Here is a 17,280-nt window from a genome sequence, read left to right as displayed (position 1 = left end):
ACGACCGTAAGCCTATTTTTAGACTGCGCCTGACAGTCAATATTGGAGAAACCCGCAATGTCAGTAACTGGCCGTATCCACTCTTTCGAATCCTGCGGCACCGTTGACGGCCCAGGCATTCGCTTTATCGTCTTTTTCCAGGGCTGCCTGATGCGCTGCCTGTACTGCCATAACCGCGATACCTGGGATACCCACGGCGGCAAAGAAGTGACCGTGGAAGAGCTGATGAGAGATGCCGTCGCCTACCGCCACTTTATGAATGCTTCCGGCGGCGGTGTAACGGCCTCCGGCGGCGAGGCGATTCTGCAGGCTGAATTCGTCCGCGACTGGTTCCGCGCCTGTCATCAGGAAGGCATCAATACCTGTCTGGATACCAACGGCTTCGTGCGCCGTTACGATCCGGTAATCGACGAGCTGCTGGACGTAACCGATCTGGTGATGCTCGATCTGAAACAGATGAATGACGATATTCACCAGAACTTGGTGGGTGTTTCCAACCACCGCACGCTGGAATTCGCCCGCTATCTGGCGAAGCGCAACCAGCGCACCTGGATCCGCTATGTGGTAGTGCCGGGCTGGTCAGATGACGATAAGTCCGCCCACCTGCTGGGCGAATTCACCAAGGATATGACGAATATCGAAAAGATCGAGCTGCTGCCCTATCACGAACTAGGCAAGCATAAATGGATCGCCATGGGCGAAGAGTACAAGCTGGACGGCGTGCATCCGCCTAAGGCCGAGACCATGGATCGGGTCAAAGGCATTCTGGAAGGCTACGGCCACAAAGTGATCTATTAATTACGCAGTACAGCATAAAAAACCCGGCGCATCTGGCCGGGTTTTCGCTATCAGGCCGCAGCAAACGGCGTGTGGTGATGGTCCGGCTTCTGTTTCTTCAACAGCATCACCAGATAGACCAGCGCCACCGCGGCGATCATCACAAACAGCAGCTGATCGGAGTAATTCTGCATCAGCATCGCCGTCATCGACGGGCCAAGCAGGCTGCCGATGGTATAGCTCATTAACAGTGCCTGATTCATCGCCACCAGCTCATGAGACTGCACTTTTTCGCATGCCCAGGACATCGCTACCGGATACAGCGTAAAGCCGGCGCAACCCAGAATAAACAGCGAAGGCGCCATCGCGTAGCCTCCGAGCATCGCCATACTGGCGATAATCACCACAAATACCTGAACGCGTAACACCAGCAGGCGTCCATAGCGATCGGCCATTTTACCGACCGGCCACTGGCCGATAATGCCGGAACTAACCAGCAGCGCCATCCAGTAGCCAACATCCGCATCGCTGAAGCCCTGATGAGACAGGTAAAGTGGCATCAGGCCATACAGCGAGCCAAGTACAATACCGGAAATCACGCAGCCGTTAATTCCCAGGCGCGCGCTGCGGCGTTTCAGCATCGGCAATACCGCCGCCTGCTGCGGTTCGTCATCGGCGCTATTTACCCGGGCAAACAGCATCGGCAGCATGGCACTAATCACGATCGCCGTCACCCATGGCAACACGTTCCACAGCTCGGAAGAGACCATGCCAAGCAGCAACTGGCCCACCACCGTACCGAGATAATACACCGTCATATAGGCCGCCAGCAGCTGACCACGGTTGGTCTGAGTGCCGCTGCGCAGCAGCGCACTCTCAACGATCACCCAAATCCAGGCGCAGCCGATGCCGGCAAAGAAGCGCCATCCCAGCCAGCTCCAGAAGTCGAGCGACAGCGTCATGCCCGCCGTCGCGACGGCAAACAGCAGACAGGAAAGATGGTAGCTGCGGGTAAAGCCAATGCGCTTAATCAGCTTACCGGCCAGCATGGTACCGACCAGGTTGCCGGTAAAATAAGAAGAACCGATCATCCCCACTTGCCAGGTTGACAATTGAGCATGGGTTAACCAAAGAGGGACTAACGTATTCAGTACGGCAATAGAAACCGTGAGCAACAACAAGCCGCAGAGCAAGAGGAGCACTGGGCGGGAGTATGCGTACATAGTGAACTTGAGACCGAGCAAGCTAATGAGAGTGCGCGCATCATGCCACTGGCGATAAAAAAGTCAATCAGCAGTTAGCGTTCGACCGCACGATTTGTTTTCAGCTACGGCCTGTTGCCTGAAATCAGCGGCAAGAAGTGGTGAAACACGGTTAACCAAGCGGGTTACTCTTAGATGTAAATACGTTTCGCCACTCCCTGATGCCGAGCGACACAGTGACGGCTTACGCCGCCACGTGGCGTGCTTATCGCTATCGCATGCGCCATAGATTAGATCAATGCAGAAGAAATAAAGTCAGTCAATCAACTGCATGTCTTTTAACGCATTCAATACCTGTACCGAGACGACAGAGCAACGATGCCGATCCGCATACGTGAGCCAGGCGATCTCTTCAATCTCGGCGTTAGCCTTAAGCTCGCCGTTAAAGTCAGCGGTAAAACAGCGTATATTCACCACTATGCCTTCCGCCTTACCGTCGGCCTGCCCTTTGAACTCCCCGAGCAAAACGATACTGTCATTAATTAAATCGACGGAGAGCTCTTCATTAATTTCTCTGACCAGCGCCGCCTGGTCACTTTCTCCGGCTTCCCGCTTACCGCCGGGAATATAAAAAGCAGCTTTGTTATATGAACGCGCCATCAGAATTTTTTTATTCTGGATATAAACCCAACCCAGTTTATCAATATTCTTGGCTGCAACATTGTTATTCATTTTCAGACCTCTCAATCCAGATCAGATACATGTTCAAACGACGCCGGTGGCTCAGGGCAGAGAACGCAGACGGCACCAGGCACGATACGCATCACGATGGTAACGTCAACAGAGGCAAAAGCGGCAGAAATACCGTACATGGTGGAGACGAACGCATTATGGTCCGTTTATTCGCTGACAAGGGTTCATGCCCGAAGACATGAACCCTTGTTAAATAGACCGGTCAAGCAAAACTTCAGCGCCGAACATTACCCTCAGCGCTTTCAATTCCGCTATCAGCCGATAAATTCCAGACCGCCCATATACGGACGCAGCACTTCCGGCACCTGAATACGGCCGTCTGCCTGCTGGTAGTTTTCCAGTACGGCAACCAGCGTACGGCCAACCGCCAGGCCTGAACCGTTCAGCGTGTGCACCAGACGTGGTTTTTTCTCGGTCTTGCTGCGGCTACGCGCCTGCATACGCCGTGCCTGGAAATCCCACATGTTGGAACATGAGGAGATTTCGCGGTAGGTGTCCTGTGCCGGCAGCCACACTTCCAGATCGTAGGTCTTACAGGCGCCGAAGCCCATATCACCGGTGCACAGCAGCACTTTACGGTATGGCAGGTTCAGCAGCTGCAGCACTTTCTCCGCATGGCCGGTCAGTTCTTCCAGCGCATTCATGGAGTCTTCCGGACGCACGACCTGCACCATCTCAACCTTGTCAAACTGGTGCATGCGGATCAGGCCACGCGTATCACGGCCGTAAGAACCCGCTTCGGCGCGGAAACACGGCGTATGCGCGGTCATTTTCAGCGGCAGCGCTTCCTCTTCCAAAATCTCATCGCGAACCAGGTTGGTCAGCGGCACTTCCGCCGTTGGGATCAGAGCATAGTTGCTGCTGTCGGACTCTTCTTCCAGCGGTTTGGTGTGGAACAGATCGTCACCGAATTTTGGCAGCTGGCCGGTACCGTACAGCGTTGCGTGGTTAACCAGGTAAGGGACGTAGGTCTCCAGGTAACCGTGCTGCTCGGTATGCAGATCCAGCATAAACTGCGCCAGGGCGCGGTGCATGCGGGCAATCTGCCCTTTCATCACCACAAAGCGGGAGCCGGTCAGTTTTACCGCGGAGGCAAAGTCCAGCCCGCCGGCCATTTCACCCAGGTCAACGTGGTCGCGCACCGGGAAATCATAAGCGCGTGGTTCACCCCAGCGGCTGATTTCCTGGTTTTCACTGTCGTCTTTGCCATTAGGCACAGAGTCGTCCGGCAGGTTCGGCAGCGTCAGCGCGTAATCGCGAATGTCGTTCTGCAGCTTGTCCAGCTCCGCCTTGGCGGCGTCCAGCTTGTCACCCAACTCGCTTACTTCGCGACGCAGCGGCTCGATATCTTCCCCACGCGCTTTCGCTGCGCCGATGGATTTCGATCGGGAGTTACGTTCTGCCTGCAGCGCTTCTGTTTCTACCTGCAAAACCTTGCGGCGCTCTTCCTGAGAACGCAGCAAATCCAGATCGAGTTTAAAACCACGGCGAGCCAGTTTTTCGGCGACTGCGTCTAGCTCATTACGCAGCAGATTGGGATCGAGCATGCTAATCCTGTGCTTGTTGTTATTGAAAGAAAATTTGTTGTCTTATACGGCGGATTGAGTGCCGTATAAAAGGAAAGTGATACCCGCTAACCTTACCGCAACGGCAACGCTAGCGGTAGCGTTTTGTCGGGCTATTTTGATCCTGCTCCGCAAGCCACGCCAACTTTTCACCAATTTTACCTTCCAACCCGCGACGGGTCGGCTGGTAGTAGCGCGTATTGGCCATTTGCGGCGGGAAGTAGTCCTCGCCAGCGGCGTAGGCGTTGGGCTCATCGTGGGCGTAACGGTACTCCGCGCCCAACCCCATCTCTTTCATCAACTTGGTCGGTGCGTTGCGTAAATGTTCCGGCACATCATAATCTGCCATCTCTTTCGCATCGCGCATCGCGGCTTTAAAGGCGGTATACACCGCATTGCTTTTCGGCGCGCAGGCCAGGTAGACAATCGCCTGGGCGATGGCGCGCTCGCCTTCCGCCGGCCCGACGCGGGTAAAACAGTCCCAGGCGGCAATCGCCACCTGCATGCCGCGCGGATCGGCATTGCCGACGTCTTCCGAGGCAATCGCCAGCAAACGGCGCGCCACATACAGCGGATCGCCGCCGGCGGTAATAATACGAGCATACCAGTAAAGCGCCGCATCCGGCGCCGAACCGCGCACCGACTTATGCAGTGCGGAGATCAGGTCATAAAAACGGTCGCCCTTATTATCAAAGCGCGCGCTGCGTTCACCGGAAACCTCTTTCAGCAGCTCAGGGGTGAGTACCCGCACGCCTTTGGCATTGAGTTCCGCCATATCAGCCATCATTTCCAAGCTGTTCAGCGCCCGCCGGGCATCCCCGCTGACCAATTCAGACAGCATATGTCGCGTATCGTCCGGCAGCTCGATATTCTGGCCGCCAAAGCCACGCTCTTTATCGTTCATTGCCTGATCCAGCACCTGGCCGATATCGTCAGCGGTCAGCGCCTTGAGCAGATACACGCGCGCACGCGACAGCAGCGCCGAGTTCAGTTCAAACGAAGGGTTTTCGGTGGTTGCGCCGATAAAGGTGATGGTACCGTCTTCAATATGCGGCAGAAACGCATCCTGCTGACTCTTGTTGAAACGGTGCACCTCATCGACAAACAAAATGGTGCGACGGCCGGCATCACGGTTTTGCCGCGCGCGCTCAATTGCCTCACGGATCTCTTTAATGCCGGACGTCACGGCGGAAATACGCTCGACATCGGCCTGCCCGTAGCGGCCGATCAACTCTGCCAGCGTCGTTTTTCCCGTTCCCGGCGGCCCCCACAAAATCATCGAGTGCAGCTGCCCCGCTTCGATGGCGCGTGGCAGCGGCTTACCCGGCGCCAGCAGATGCTGCTGGCCGATATACTGCGCCAGCGTGGTTGGCCGCATACGTGCGGCCAGAGGCTGGAATTCATTTTGGGAAAAATCGAGCGACAAATTATTACTCACGCATACCTCACTGCCGCTGGTCGTCCAGCGTCACCCCCTTCGGCGGGGTAAATTTAAACTTGCCGGCGTCAACCGCGGTATTTTGCTGGCTTTTCAGCGTATAGGCGCTGCGCTGGCCATCCTGCTCTACGGCGGCGAAGCTGTTGATGGTGCCGCTGTTGGTCACGGAGATCGCAAACTGCTTCAGATTGCCGCTGCTGCTTTTCGGCGTCAGTTCGAAATCATCACCTTTCTGCTTAATGTTGTACTGCTTCCAGTCGCTTGGATTGTTGCGAGTGATCAACATAAACGGCGTATTGCCGGTGGCGCTCTTCAGCCAGGTTGCCGTTACCTGCTCAACAAACGGATTATAGAACCACAGCGTTTCGCCATCGGACACCAGCACACTCTCATCAGGTGAGGTCATATGCCAGTTAAACAGATTAGGGCGCTTGACCCACAGTTCGCCTTCCCCCTGCTGCACGGCGGAACCGTCGCCGCCGGTGACGGTCTGGCTGAAGCTGGCATGGAAGCTATTCACTTTCGCCAGACGGCTCTGCAGATCGTGCGCCGCATCGGCCAGCACGGAAGTGGAAGCGAACCCCGAAAGCAGACAACATGCAACTAACAGTTTTTTCATTATTCCAGATACCTTTTCAAATGCGTTGACCGCCAAACGGCGTCATCAGGAAAACTTTTCACGCCTCCACTTTACCGGAAGCCGGCGGCGGGCTGAACGCGCAATATTCCGAGAAAAGACGGGTTTACCCTTCTTTGCACAAGGGCCGCAAAGCGGCCCTTGAATTTCTCAATGTATCCTCGGCAATCATTCGTGCCGCGGCGGAGCCAGCACCTCACGGTTACCGTTATGCCCCTGCTCGCTGACGATCCCCTGCGCTTCCATCTGCTCGATGATGCGCGCCGCGCGGTTGTAGCCGATGCGGAACTGACGCTGTACGCCGGAAATTGAGGCTCGGCGCTTATCCACCACGAACTCGACCGCCTGATCGAACAGCGGATCCAGCTCTTCGTCACCGTCAAGACCGCCGCCGCCTTCGCCATCGTCGCCGCCGCTGATAATACCTTCCTTATATTGCGGCCGCTCACGCGCTTTCCAATCCTTGACCACCGCATGCACTTCCTGATCGCGCACAAAGGCGCCGTGCACGCGCACCGGAATCGACGAGTTCGGCGCCAGGTACAGCATATCGCCCATCCCCAGCAGCGACTCTGCGCCGCCCTGATCGAGAATGGTGCGGGAGTCAATCTTGCTCGATACGGTAAAGGCGATACGCGTAGGGATGTTGGCCTTGATCAGGCCGGTGATCACATCCACCGACGGACGCTGGGTCGCCAGAACCAGGTGAATCCCCGCCGCACGCGCTTTCTGCGCCAGTCGGGCGATCAGTTCTTCGACCTTTTTACCGACGGTCATAATCAGGTCGGCAAACTCGTCGACCATCACCACGATATACGGCTCTTTCTCCAGTACCGGCGGCGTAATATCCATGCTGTCCGTTGGTTTCCAGAACGGATCCGGAATCGGACGCCCCATGGCTTCCGCCTGGTCGACGCGCTCGTTATAGCCGGCAATGTTACGTACGCCCAGCGCGGACATCAGCTTATAGCGACGCTCCATTTCCGCTACGCACCAGCGCAACGCATTGGCCGCATCTTTCATGTCGGTCACCACGTCGGTCAACAGGTGCGGAATACCTTCGTAAACCGACAGCTCCAGCATTTTCGGATCGATCATGATAAAGCGTACGTCTTTCGGCGTGGCTTTATACAAAATGCTCAGAATCATGGCGTTAACGCCGACCGACTTACCGGAACCGGTGGTACCGGCCACCAGCAGGTGCGGCATTTTGCCCAGATCGGCCACCACCGGCTCGCCGGAAATATCCTTGCCCAGTACGATGGACAGCGGCGACGGGTTATCGCGGAATGCCGGGCAGTCCAGCACTTCACGCAGATAAACCGTCTGGCGCTTGGCATTCGGCAGTTCCAGACCGACATACGGCTTGCCCGGAATGACTTCCACCACGCGCACCGCCGGCGTAGACAGCGAACGCGCCAGGTCACGCGACAGATTGGAAATACGCGCGGCCTTCACGCCCGGCGCCAGATCCAGTTCGAAACGGGTGATTACCGGCCCCGGCAGAATATCCACCACCTCGGCCTTCACGCGGTAATCCGCCAGGCTGGCTTCCACCAAACGCGCCTTCTGTTCCAGCGCGAACGTATCCACCGGCTCAATATCTTTCGGCGCTTCGGTCAGCAGTTCCAGCGTCGGCAGCGGCGTGGTCGGTTTCTCCAGCGGCTGATCGTTACGCATCAGGAACGGGTGAATCAGGCTGTCCATTGCCGACTGCTGCGGCGCGGCCTGCTGAGCCGGTTGCTGCTGCGGCTGCTGATACGGTTGCTGAGCTTGCTGCTGCCCGTGATAAGGCTGCTGCTGCCCCTGAGATTCCGGCGCCTGAGGCTGTTGATAAGCCTGTTGCTGAGTCTGGTAGGGCTGCTCATGCGGCGGCTGCGCCACGCTGCCGTCATACGGCGACGGTGCGGCGGGCTCTTCGTGCGGCGACAGGGTAAACAGCGGCTCATCAGGGCCGTTATCCACCAGATCATCGACCGGCGAGAAGCTGAAGGCGTTGTTGGTTTCTACCGGCTGCGGGGTAACCGGCGCTTCCGGCTGCGGAGTCGCGCCGTAGCGCGCCTGCTGCTGCTCGGCGAACGCCTTGCGCAATGCCTCTTCCTGCAGAGCATCCTCGTCATCAGCGGCGTTCGCGACAGGATCGACATGGTCATGCTGATAATCCGCGCCGTAACGCTGGTTCTGCTGTGCGGCGAACGCCTGACGCAGCGCTTCTTCCTGCATCGCCTCGTCATCCTGAGGGTTCACGGCGGCGTTATTCGGCGCAGGTTCTGCAGTCTGCTTGCGCTGCTCCTGTTCTGCCATCCGCTGCGAAGGCAGTTTGATGCCGTAAGAAGCCAGCTCGCGACGCGTCGGGATACGCACCGGATTAGGGCGCGGCAGCTCAGGGCCAATACCCTGTTTTACCTGGGTATTGCCTTCACTGGTGGCGCTGAACGCCGGCATAAACGTATTGGCCGCGGCTGCTGCCGCCGCCGCAGCAGCAGCGGCATCCATTGCAGGTTTGGCGGCGGCGACGGATGATGCAGCCCCGTCAGTAACGTCCGGAACTGCATTATTGTGCCCGCTCTCTGCCGGCGCCGCCGAGAAATCAAACGGCGAGGCGGCAGGCTGCTGAGGCGCCGTTGCCCGGTTCCAGTCCCCCAGACGCGGCTCATCATCGCCCTGCTGAATCTCTGCCGGACGCGGGGTTTTCGGCACCGGCGTCTCTTCAGGAATTTCAAACGAGTACAGCGGCGGCGCGTTATCTTCCGGCTGCGCACTCATCGGATGCTGATTCACGGAGGCCGGCGCGGCTGGCGCCGTCGTCACCGCAGGCGCAGCTGCCGGCGTCGCCGGAGCCACTGGAGCCACTGGAGCCACTGGAGCCGCAGTCTCTGAGGAAGTAGCAGCGGCCGGTGCGGCCGGCGAAATCTCTTCAGACGCCGGCGCAGCAGCGTTGGTCGCCGCGTTAGCCACGTCCGAGACCTCATCGTCGTCATTAGCTCGCAGGCCGCTGAGCAGCGGATCCGCCGTTTCATCGGCATCGGCAGACGGCTGAGCGCTCTCTTTTACGGAAGGCGCGCTGAACAGCACGTCATCGGCATCGGCCGTATGCGCGGCAGCTGCTGCGCTGGCGGCGGCCGCTGCGCCCTTGCCGTCGTTTTCCGGCGTTTCGGCGTACAAGTCGTCTTCATCGTCACGATAGCGATCGTCACGGCGCGAACGGTTGGTCATAAAGGTGGCGATGCCCAATACGGCCCCGCCGATCTTCTCGGCAATCACCAGCCATGACCAGCCGGTAAATAGCGTCAGGCCCGCGGCCCACACGCACAGCAGCGCCAGCGTCGCGCCGATGCCGTTGAACCACGGCAGCATCGCGTTGCTCAGCAGGCTGCCGATCACGCCGCCGGAGGCAAAGTAATAGAGATCGTCGACATTCAGCGCCGCCAGCCCGCACGAGGTGAGCACCAGCGCCAGCGTGCCGATCAGGCGCAGTGAAAGCGCAAAATAGTCAATATAGTCGCGGGTATCGCGCTGCCGGTAGGCAACCCAGCACAAGATCAGCGCGATCGGCGGGATCGCGTAAGCGAGCACCCCGAAGGTGAAGAACAGCGTATCGGCCAGCCAGGCGCCCACGCCGCCGCCAAGATTATGAATCGGCTCATGCCACGCCGTCTGCGACCAGCTGGGATCAGACGGGTTGAAGCTGACCAGCGCAGCCATGAGGTAAACGGCAAAAATCGCCACCACGATCAACGCAGCTTCCAACAACCGACGGCCACTGCTGAGTTTCTTCAAGGTAACTTCTTTATCTTCTGTGTATTCCTGGCTCAAGAAAGGCTCTCCAGGTTCCTGTTAGCGGATAGAGTAACAGCGCCGAGTTGTTTCCCCGGCGCCAAAACTGTATGAATAAACAGGAGTGTAACGAATTTAATCAGGTTTTGCACCTGCACCTTACCGTGTTTTGATAACCAGACGGTTACTCTGTTTCACTTCTTCCATCACCACGTAGGTGCGGGTGTCGTTGACCCCCGGCAAACGCAGTAAGGTTTCGCCAAGCAGCTTACGGTAAGCTGACATATCCGGCACGCGGGTTTTCAACAGATAGTCGAAATCACCGGACACCAGATGACACTCCTGAATCTCTTCAAGCTTCTGTACTGCCGAGTTAAATTGCTCGAACACATCTGGCGCGCCGCGGTTCAGCGTGATTTCCACGAAAACCAGCAGTGATGCATCCAGATAGTGCGGGTTCAGCAATGCAGTATAGCCATGAATGAACCCCTGACGCTCAAGACGACGTACGCGTTCCAAGCATGGCGTTGGGGATAACCCCACGCGCTTAGAAAGCTCAACGTTCGAAATACGCCCATCCTTCTGTAACTCATTGAGGATGTTGCGGTCGATACGGTCAAGATCTTTACCCGGGCGTTTCTTATTGTCTGCCATTATTATTGTCTCTCTTATTTCTTCCTTACACTTGCCAAACCCTAGCCAACGTCACTGTGTAGGGACTTGTTTCAAGCGAAGACCCGATTTTTGTTATATGCAGTCGATTGCGCAGAGCAATCTGCCGCACACAATGCTTCTTCACTATCCTCTTTTGCCGCGTCACAGCCTGTCTGTCAAACTCTGCGCGCGGCGATAAAACGATCTTCATCGTTAAGAAAGAAGCGCGCCTGTTTAAGGCGCAATCCCCCCTGCCCTGCCCGGCGCCCGCCTGATGATGAAAAGGCGAACGATCGGCTGTTGCTGCGGGGATAATTTCTTCTTCCTCTGATGTTTTCGCAAATGCGCAGCGGATTGTCAAAGTAAAAGAAGCAAAATCAGAAGAACGTACCGTCGAGAAAAGCGTTAACCCCTTTTTTAGTTATGAACCGCTGGGTTAAAAAGCGCCGCCATCGCGGCATGACGCAGAGAAAAGCACCGTTTTAGCCCTCGTAGGCCAGAGTGCGGTAATGACACCGGTGTTTTTTACCTCGATATTAGAATTAATAGTCCGCAACTATCAGACAAATCGATAACAACCGTTACAGGTGCTTTTTTTACTTCACTATTTTCCCTACAATCGATGCCATTGTCCGCCATCGTGGGAAAAGAGGTTATTCATGGGCACGGCTAAACATAGCAAGTTATTGATTCTGGGCTCCGGCCCGGCGGGCTACACCGCAGCGGTGTACGCCGCGCGTGCAAACCTGCAGCCGGTGTTGATTACCGGCGTAGAGCAAGGCGGTCAGTTGACCACCACGACCGACGTGGAGAACTGGCCGGGCGACGCCAACGACCTGACCGGCCCGGCGCTGATGGAACGTATGCGCGAGCATGCGGAAAAATTCCAGACCGAGATCGTCTTCGACCATATCAACGGCGTTGATTTGCAACAGCGTCCGTTCCGCCTGACCGGCGACAGCGGCGAGTACACCTGCGACGCGCTGATTATTGCTACCGGCGCCTCCGCACGCTATCTGGGTCTGCCAAGCGAAGAAGCCTTCAAGGGCAAAGGCGTTTCCGCCTGCGCAACCTGTGACGGCTTCTTCTACCGCAACCAGAAAGTCGCCGTGGTCGGCGGCGGCAACACCGCCGTTGAAGAAGCGCTGTATCTGTCCAACATCGCCGCGGAAGTGCATCTGATCCACCGCCGCGACAGCTTCCGTTCAGAGAAAATTCTGATCGACCGGCTGATGGAGAAAGTGAAAAACGGCAACATCGTGCTGCATACCGATCATCAGCTCGACGAAGTGCTGGGTGATGAAATGGGCGTTACCGCCGTACGCATCCGCAGCACCAAGCAGGAAAACGAAACGCAGGAGCTGGCCGTTGCCGGCGTATTTATCGCCATCGGCCACAGCCCGAACACCGCCATCTTCGGCGATCAGCTGGCGCTGGAAAACGGTTATATCAAGGTGCAGTCCGGTATTCACGGCAATGCGACCCAGACCAGCATTCCGGGCGTGTTCGCCGCCGGCGACGTGATGGACCATATCTATCGCCAGGCGATTACCTCTGCCGGCACCGGCTGTATGGCGGCGCTGGATGCCGAGCGTTATCTCGACGGCATCGCACAGGCGGAAGTCTGCTGATCCCAGCCAAACATGACCTAACTTGACAAATAAGGCGGCCAAAAGGCCGCCTTATTTCTTTTCAGCCTGCACGGTGACGAGGTAACATTGAGCTTCACTTGTGTCCTTCAACGTTGAAGAAAACACTTTTTTAACAGCATGTTAACCTGGCCTGTACCAACAGGCGTCGGCGACGCAGATACTCCCAATGAAAAAAACCAGACAGCACCAGTTGACCCAATGGCTTAAAACGCAAAGCACGCTGGCCAAGCGGTGGTTGCGCCTTTCCATGCTGCTGGGGTTGTGCAGCGGCCTGTTAATCGTAGCGCAGGCTTGGCTGCTGGCTTCACTGCTCCATGCCTTAATCATCGACCATACGCCCCGCGAACAGCTGACCTCATCATTTATCTGGCTGGCCGCCGCTTTTGTCCTGCGCGCGCTGTTCAGCTGGCTGCGGGAACGGGTGGGTTTTATTGGCGGCCAGGTACTGCGGCGGGAAATACGCCGGCAGGTGCTGGACAAACTGCAGCAGCTTGGCCCGGCCTGGGTGCAGGGTAAACCGGCCGGCAGTTGGGCGACGATAATCGTCGAACAGATCGAAGATATGCAGGATTATTACTCGCGCTACCTGCCGCAAATGTATCTGGCGGTGTTTATCCCGCTGCTGATCCTAATCGCCGTTTTTCCGATTAACTGGGCCGCCGGGCTGATCCTGCTGGCGACCGCGCCGTTAATCCCGCTGTTTATGGCGCTGGTCGGCATGGGCGCCGCCGATGCCAACCGCCGTAACTTTGTCGCGTTGGCGCGCTTGAGCGGCAGCTTCCTCGACCGGCTGCGCGGGCTGGACACCCTGCGCCTGTTCCACCGCGGGCAGGCGGAAACCGCGCAGATCGCCCGCTCCTCCGAAGACTTCCGCCGCCGCACCATGGAAGTGCTGCGCATGGCGTTTCTCTCCTCTGCGGTACTGGAATTTTTCGCCTCCCTGTCAATCGCCGTGGTCGCGGTCTATTTTGGCTTCTCTTATCTGGGGGATCTGAACTTCGGCAGTTACGGCCTCGGCGTGACGCTGTTTTCCGGCTTTTTAGTGCTGGTGCTCGCGCCGGAATTTTTCCAGCCGCTGCGCGATCTGGGCGCGTTTTACCACGCCAAGGCGCAGGCGGTCGGCGCCGCAGAGGCGTTGGAAACCTTCCTCAATGCAGAAGGCGAACAGATCGGTCAGGGCACACTGACGCTGGACGATGCAATCCCGCTCACGCTGGCCGCCGATCGGTTGGAAATTCTGTCGCCGCAGGGCGTCGTACTGGCAGGGCCGCTGACCTTCACCCTGCCCGCTAATCAGCGCATCGCGCTGGTAGGCCTCAGCGGCGCGGGCAAAAGCTCGTTGCTGAATCTGCTGCTGGGGTTCCTGCCCTACCGCGGCTCCCTGACGGTAAACGGCAACGAACTGCGCGAACTGAACGCTGAGAACTGGCGGCGACAGCTGGGCTGGGTCGGGCAAAACCCGCATCTGCCGGCGCAAACGCTGCGCGACAATATTCTGCTCGGTAATCCGCAGGCCGATGAACCGCAATTACTGCAGGCGGTGGAACAGGCTTACGTCAGCGAGTTCTTGCCGCAGTTGCCACAGGGGCTGCAGACGGAGCTTGGCGACAGCGCCGCCCGCCTGTCGGTCGGCCAGGCGCAGCGGGTGGCCGTCGCCCGCGCGTTAATCAGCCCGCGTCGGCTGCTGCTGCTGGATGAGCCGGCCGCCAGCCTGGATGCCCACAGCGAGCGTCTGGTGATGCAGGCGCTGAATGCCGCGTCACGGCGCCAAACTACCCTGCTGGTCACCCACCAGCTGGAAGATACCGAGGATTTCGACCAGATTTGGGTCATGGATAACGGAAAGATCGTTCAACAGGGCGACTACGCCAGCCTGAGCGCCCAGCCGGGGCTGTTCGCCACCTTAATCGCACACCGCAGCGGGGAGCTATAATCATGCGCGTTTTACTGCCGTTTCTGGCGCTATACCGCCGCCATGGGTTCCTGATTGCGCTGGGCATCGTGCTGGCGATTATCACTCTGCTGGCCAGCATCGGCCTGCTGACCCTGTCCGGCTGGTTCCTCGCCGCCTCGTCGCTGGCCGGGCTGGCGGGACTGCTCACCTTTAACTATATGCTGCCTGCCGCCGGCGTACGCGGCGCGGCGATCTTCCGCACCGCCGGCCGCTACGCCGAGCGCGTGGTCAGCCACGACGCCACCTTCCGGGTGCTGGCGCACCTGCGGGTCTTCACCTTCAGCAAGATTCTGCCGCTATCGCCCGGCGGCATCGCCCGCTTCCGTCAGGCCGAGGTGTTAAACCGGCTGGTGGCCGACGTTGATACGCTGGACCATCTGTACCTGCGGGTAATGTCACCGCTGATCAGCGCGGCCGTGGTGATCGTGGTCGTCACCTTTGGCCTGAGCTTTGTCGACCAGACGCTGGCGCTGATTCTCGGCGGCATTCTGCTGTTATTGCTGCTGCTGGTGCCGCCGCTGTTTTACTCCGCCGGCAAACCGATCGGCAGCGAACTGACCGCCCTGCGCAGCCAATATCGCACCGGGCTGACCGCCTGGCTGCAGGGCCAGGCCGAGCTGGTGGTGTTCGGCGCCGTAAACGATTTCCGCCACACGCTCGATCAGATTGAACAGCGCTGGCAGCGCCGCCAGTGGCAGCAGGCATCATTAGGCGGTATGGCGCAGGCGCTGATGATTTTAGCCGGCGGGCTGACGGTGACGCTGCTGCTCTGGCTGACCGCCGGCGGCGTCGGCGGCAATAGCCAGCCCGGAGCGTTGATCGCGCTGTTCGTATTCGCCGGACTGGCCTCGTTTGAAGCGCTGATGCCGGTTGCCGCCGCTTTTCAGCATCTCGGCCAAGTGATCGCCTCCGCCACCCGGGTAAAACAGCTGATCGAACAGCAGCCCACCGTCGATTTCCCCGTAGCCGGCCCTGCAACAGCGGCCAGCGCGACGCTGCAACTGCGCCACATTGATTTTACCTATCCGGGGCAACCGCAGCCGGTACTGCAGAATGTTGAACTGGAAGTCGCCGCCGGGGAGCATATCGCCCTGCTGGGACGCACCGGCTGCGGCAAGTCCACGCTGCTGCAGCTGCTGACGCGCGCCTGGGACGCCGACGGCGGCGATATTCTGCTCAACGGCCAGCCGTTAGCCCGCTACGATGAAAGTACGCTGCGCGCCATGACCACGGTGGTGAGCCAGCGGGTGCATGTCTTCAGCGACACGCTGCGTGAAAACCTGCGGCTGGCGGCGCCGGAGGCGGACGACGAAACTCTGCAACAGGCGCTGAGCCAGGTCGGGCTAGACAAACTGCTGGAAAACGAAGGGCTGAACGCCTGGCTCAGCGAAGGCGGCCGTCAGCTGTCCGGCGGTGAACAGCGGCGTCTGGGCATCGCCCGCGCGCTGTTGCATTCAGCACCGCTGTGGCTGCTGGATGAACCAACCGAAGGGCTGGACGCTGAGACCGAACAACAGATTCTGGCGCTGCTGCGTCAGCACTGTCAGGGCAAAACGCTGATCCTGGTGACCCACCGCCTGTACGGCCTGGAGCATATGGACCGCATCTGCGTGATGGACGGCGGCCATATCGTCGAACAAGGCGATCACGCCACGCTGCTGCGCCAGCGCGGGCGCTATGCCCAGTTCCGCCAACGTATCAGCAACGTCTCGCTGTAACGCGACGCTAAGAGGTGATATGCGCATAGTGAAACTGTCGCCGCACTCCGTCGCCTTCCCTTCAGCGGAGGGCGCGCTGCGCGATCCTAACGGCCTGCTGGCGATTGGCGGCGATCTGAGCGCGCCACGCCTGCTGGCCGCTTACCAGCGCGGCATTTTCCCCTGGTATTCGCCGGGCGAGGCGATCTTGTGGTGGTCGCCGGATCCGCGCGCGGTGTTATACCCGGCCGAGCGTCATATCAGCCGCAGCTTCAAACGCTTCCTGCGCGCCGACCCGTTCCGCATTACGCTGAACCATGACTTCGCCGCGGTGATTGCCGCCTGCGCCGAGCGGCCGCAGGACGGCACCTGGATCGGCCCGGAGGTACAGCGCGCCTATCTGCATCTGCACCGTCTGGGCTACGCCCATTCGGTCGAGGTCTGGCAAGATGACGCACTGGTCGGCGGCATGTATGGCGTCGCTCAGGGCGCGCTGTTCTGCGGCGAGTCAATGTTCAGCCGCGTCACCAACGCCTCAAAATGCGCGCTGATGGCGTTTTGCCGTCATTTTGCCGCTTTTGGCGGGGAATTGATTGACTGTCAGGTGTTGAACGCGCACACTGCCTCGCTTGGCGCGAGGGAAATTTCCCGGCGCAGTTTTTTACAGCAGCTCAGCGAGCTTCAGCGCCGACCGTTGGCGGCAGAGTGCTGGGCGGCGCAAGTGATACCCCCACAGCAGGTTTAACCGTCCTCACCGACAAACTAATTTGCGGAAACGGTGCATTGTTCACCGACACATCTTTACATAATGTGGGTTTTTCGGCATTATCTTGCCGGTTAAAAACTAAGGTAGTTACACCTAGAGGATTCGATGGCCAAAGAAGACAATATTGAAATGCAAGGCACCGTTCTTGATACGCTGCCGAACACCATGTTCCGCGTTGAATTGGAAAACGGGCACGTGGTTACCGCTCATATCTCCGGTAAAATGCGTAAAAACTATATCCGCATCCTGACGGGCGACAAAGTCACTGTAGAGCTGACCCCGTACGACCTGAGCAAAGGCCGCATTGTCTTCCGTAGCCGTTAATCGGCTGACCGGTCGCCAGTCCGTGGCGACGCTGAGGATGTAAATCCCGCCCTGAGCCCTTTCCGTTTACCCCCGCCGCAGCGT

General features: G+C 58.5%; 13 protein-coding genes. 6 read left to right on the top strand and 7 right to left on the bottom strand.

The window, feature by feature from the left end:
* The first annotated feature begins 57 nt into the window (after positions 1-57).
* Entirely contained in the window at positions 58-798 is a 741-nt protein-coding gene (gene pflA, locus CLM71_RS07855) for a pyruvate formate lyase 1-activating protein (RefSeq protein ID WP_105230515.1), read from the top strand.
* A 50-nt stretch (positions 799-848) separates the two neighbouring features.
* Here the strand turns inward: pflA and CLM71_RS07850 are convergent, their stop codons facing one another.
* From CLM71_RS07850 to lrp, 7 genes are all read right to left on the bottom strand, one after another.
* The gene (locus CLM71_RS07850) at positions 849-2,000 is read right to left on the bottom strand and encodes an MFS transporter (RefSeq protein WP_105230514.1); all 1,152 of its coding nucleotides are present in this window, start codon (positions 1,998-2,000) and stop codon (positions 849-851) included.
* 294 nt (positions 2,001-2,294) lie between these two features.
* The gene (locus tag CLM71_RS07845) at positions 2,295-2,711 is read right to left on the bottom strand and encodes an NUDIX domain-containing protein (protein ID WP_105230513.1); all 417 of its coding nucleotides are present in this window, start codon (positions 2,709-2,711) and stop codon (positions 2,295-2,297) included.
* A 275-nt stretch (positions 2,712-2,986) separates the two neighbouring features.
* Complete coding sequence (gene serS / locus CLM71_RS07840) at positions 2,987-4,279, bottom strand: serine--tRNA ligase (protein ID WP_105230512.1); 1,293 nt, start codon at positions 4,277-4,279, stop codon at positions 2,987-2,989.
* 109 nt (positions 4,280-4,388) lie between these two features.
* On the bottom strand, positions 4,389-5,675 hold the full coding sequence (locus CLM71_RS07835) for a replication-associated recombination protein A (RefSeq protein WP_158684859.1): 1,287 nt from the start codon (positions 5,673-5,675) through the stop codon (positions 4,389-4,391).
* A 67-nt stretch (positions 5,676-5,742) separates the two neighbouring features.
* Positions 5,743-6,354, bottom strand: coding sequence for an outer membrane lipoprotein chaperone LolA (gene lolA / locus CLM71_RS07830; protein WP_015671745.1), 612 nt, complete (start codon positions 6,352-6,354; stop codon positions 5,743-5,745).
* Between the two features lie 186 nt (positions 6,355-6,540).
* Positions 6,541-10,188: a DNA translocase FtsK 4TM domain-containing protein gene (locus CLM71_RS07825; RefSeq protein ID WP_105230510.1), complete on the bottom strand. Its 3,648-nt coding sequence runs from the start codon at positions 10,186-10,188 to the stop codon at positions 6,541-6,543.
* A gap of 120 nt (positions 10,189-10,308) precedes the next feature.
* On the bottom strand, positions 10,309-10,803 hold the full coding sequence (gene lrp / locus CLM71_RS07820; RefSeq protein ID WP_004928318.1) for a leucine-responsive transcriptional regulator Lrp: 495 nt from the start codon (positions 10,801-10,803) through the stop codon (positions 10,309-10,311).
* Positions 10,804-11,462: 659 nt separating this feature from the next.
* Here lrp and trxB point away from each other — a divergent pair.
* From trxB to infA, 5 genes are all read left to right on the top strand, one after another.
* The gene (gene trxB, locus CLM71_RS07815; protein ID WP_105230509.1) at positions 11,463-12,434 is read left to right on the top strand and encodes a thioredoxin-disulfide reductase; all 972 of its coding nucleotides are present in this window, start codon (positions 11,463-11,465) and stop codon (positions 12,432-12,434) included.
* 187 nt (positions 12,435-12,621) lie between these two features.
* A complete protein-coding gene (gene cydD / locus CLM71_RS07810; RefSeq protein ID WP_105230508.1) occupies positions 12,622-14,388 on the top strand; it encodes a cysteine/glutathione ABC transporter permease/ATP-binding protein CydD in 1,767 nt (588 codons plus the stop codon).
* Between the two features lie 2 nt (positions 14,389-14,390).
* The gene (gene cydC, locus CLM71_RS07805; protein ID WP_105230507.1) at positions 14,391-16,127 is read left to right on the top strand and encodes a cysteine/glutathione ABC transporter ATP-binding protein/permease CydC; all 1,737 of its coding nucleotides are present in this window, start codon (positions 14,391-14,393) and stop codon (positions 16,125-16,127) included.
* Between the two features lie 19 nt (positions 16,128-16,146).
* Positions 16,147-16,851, top strand: coding sequence for a leucyl/phenylalanyl-tRNA--protein transferase (aat, locus tag CLM71_RS07800; RefSeq protein WP_105230506.1), 705 nt, complete (start codon positions 16,147-16,149; stop codon positions 16,849-16,851).
* Positions 16,852-16,977: 126 nt separating this feature from the next.
* Positions 16,978-17,196 (top strand): translation initiation factor IF-1, encoded by a 219-nt coding sequence (gene infA / locus CLM71_RS07795; RefSeq protein WP_002211347.1) that lies wholly within the window; start codon positions 16,978-16,980, stop codon positions 17,194-17,196.
* The last annotated feature ends 84 nt before the right edge of the window (positions 17,197-17,280 follow it).

Source organism: Serratia sp. MYb239, from assembly GCF_002966855.1.
Lineage (GTDB): Bacteria > Pseudomonadota > Gammaproteobacteria > Enterobacterales > Enterobacteriaceae > Serratia_B > Serratia_B rhizosphaerae.
This window is presented reverse-complemented; position numbering and strand designations above follow the sequence as displayed.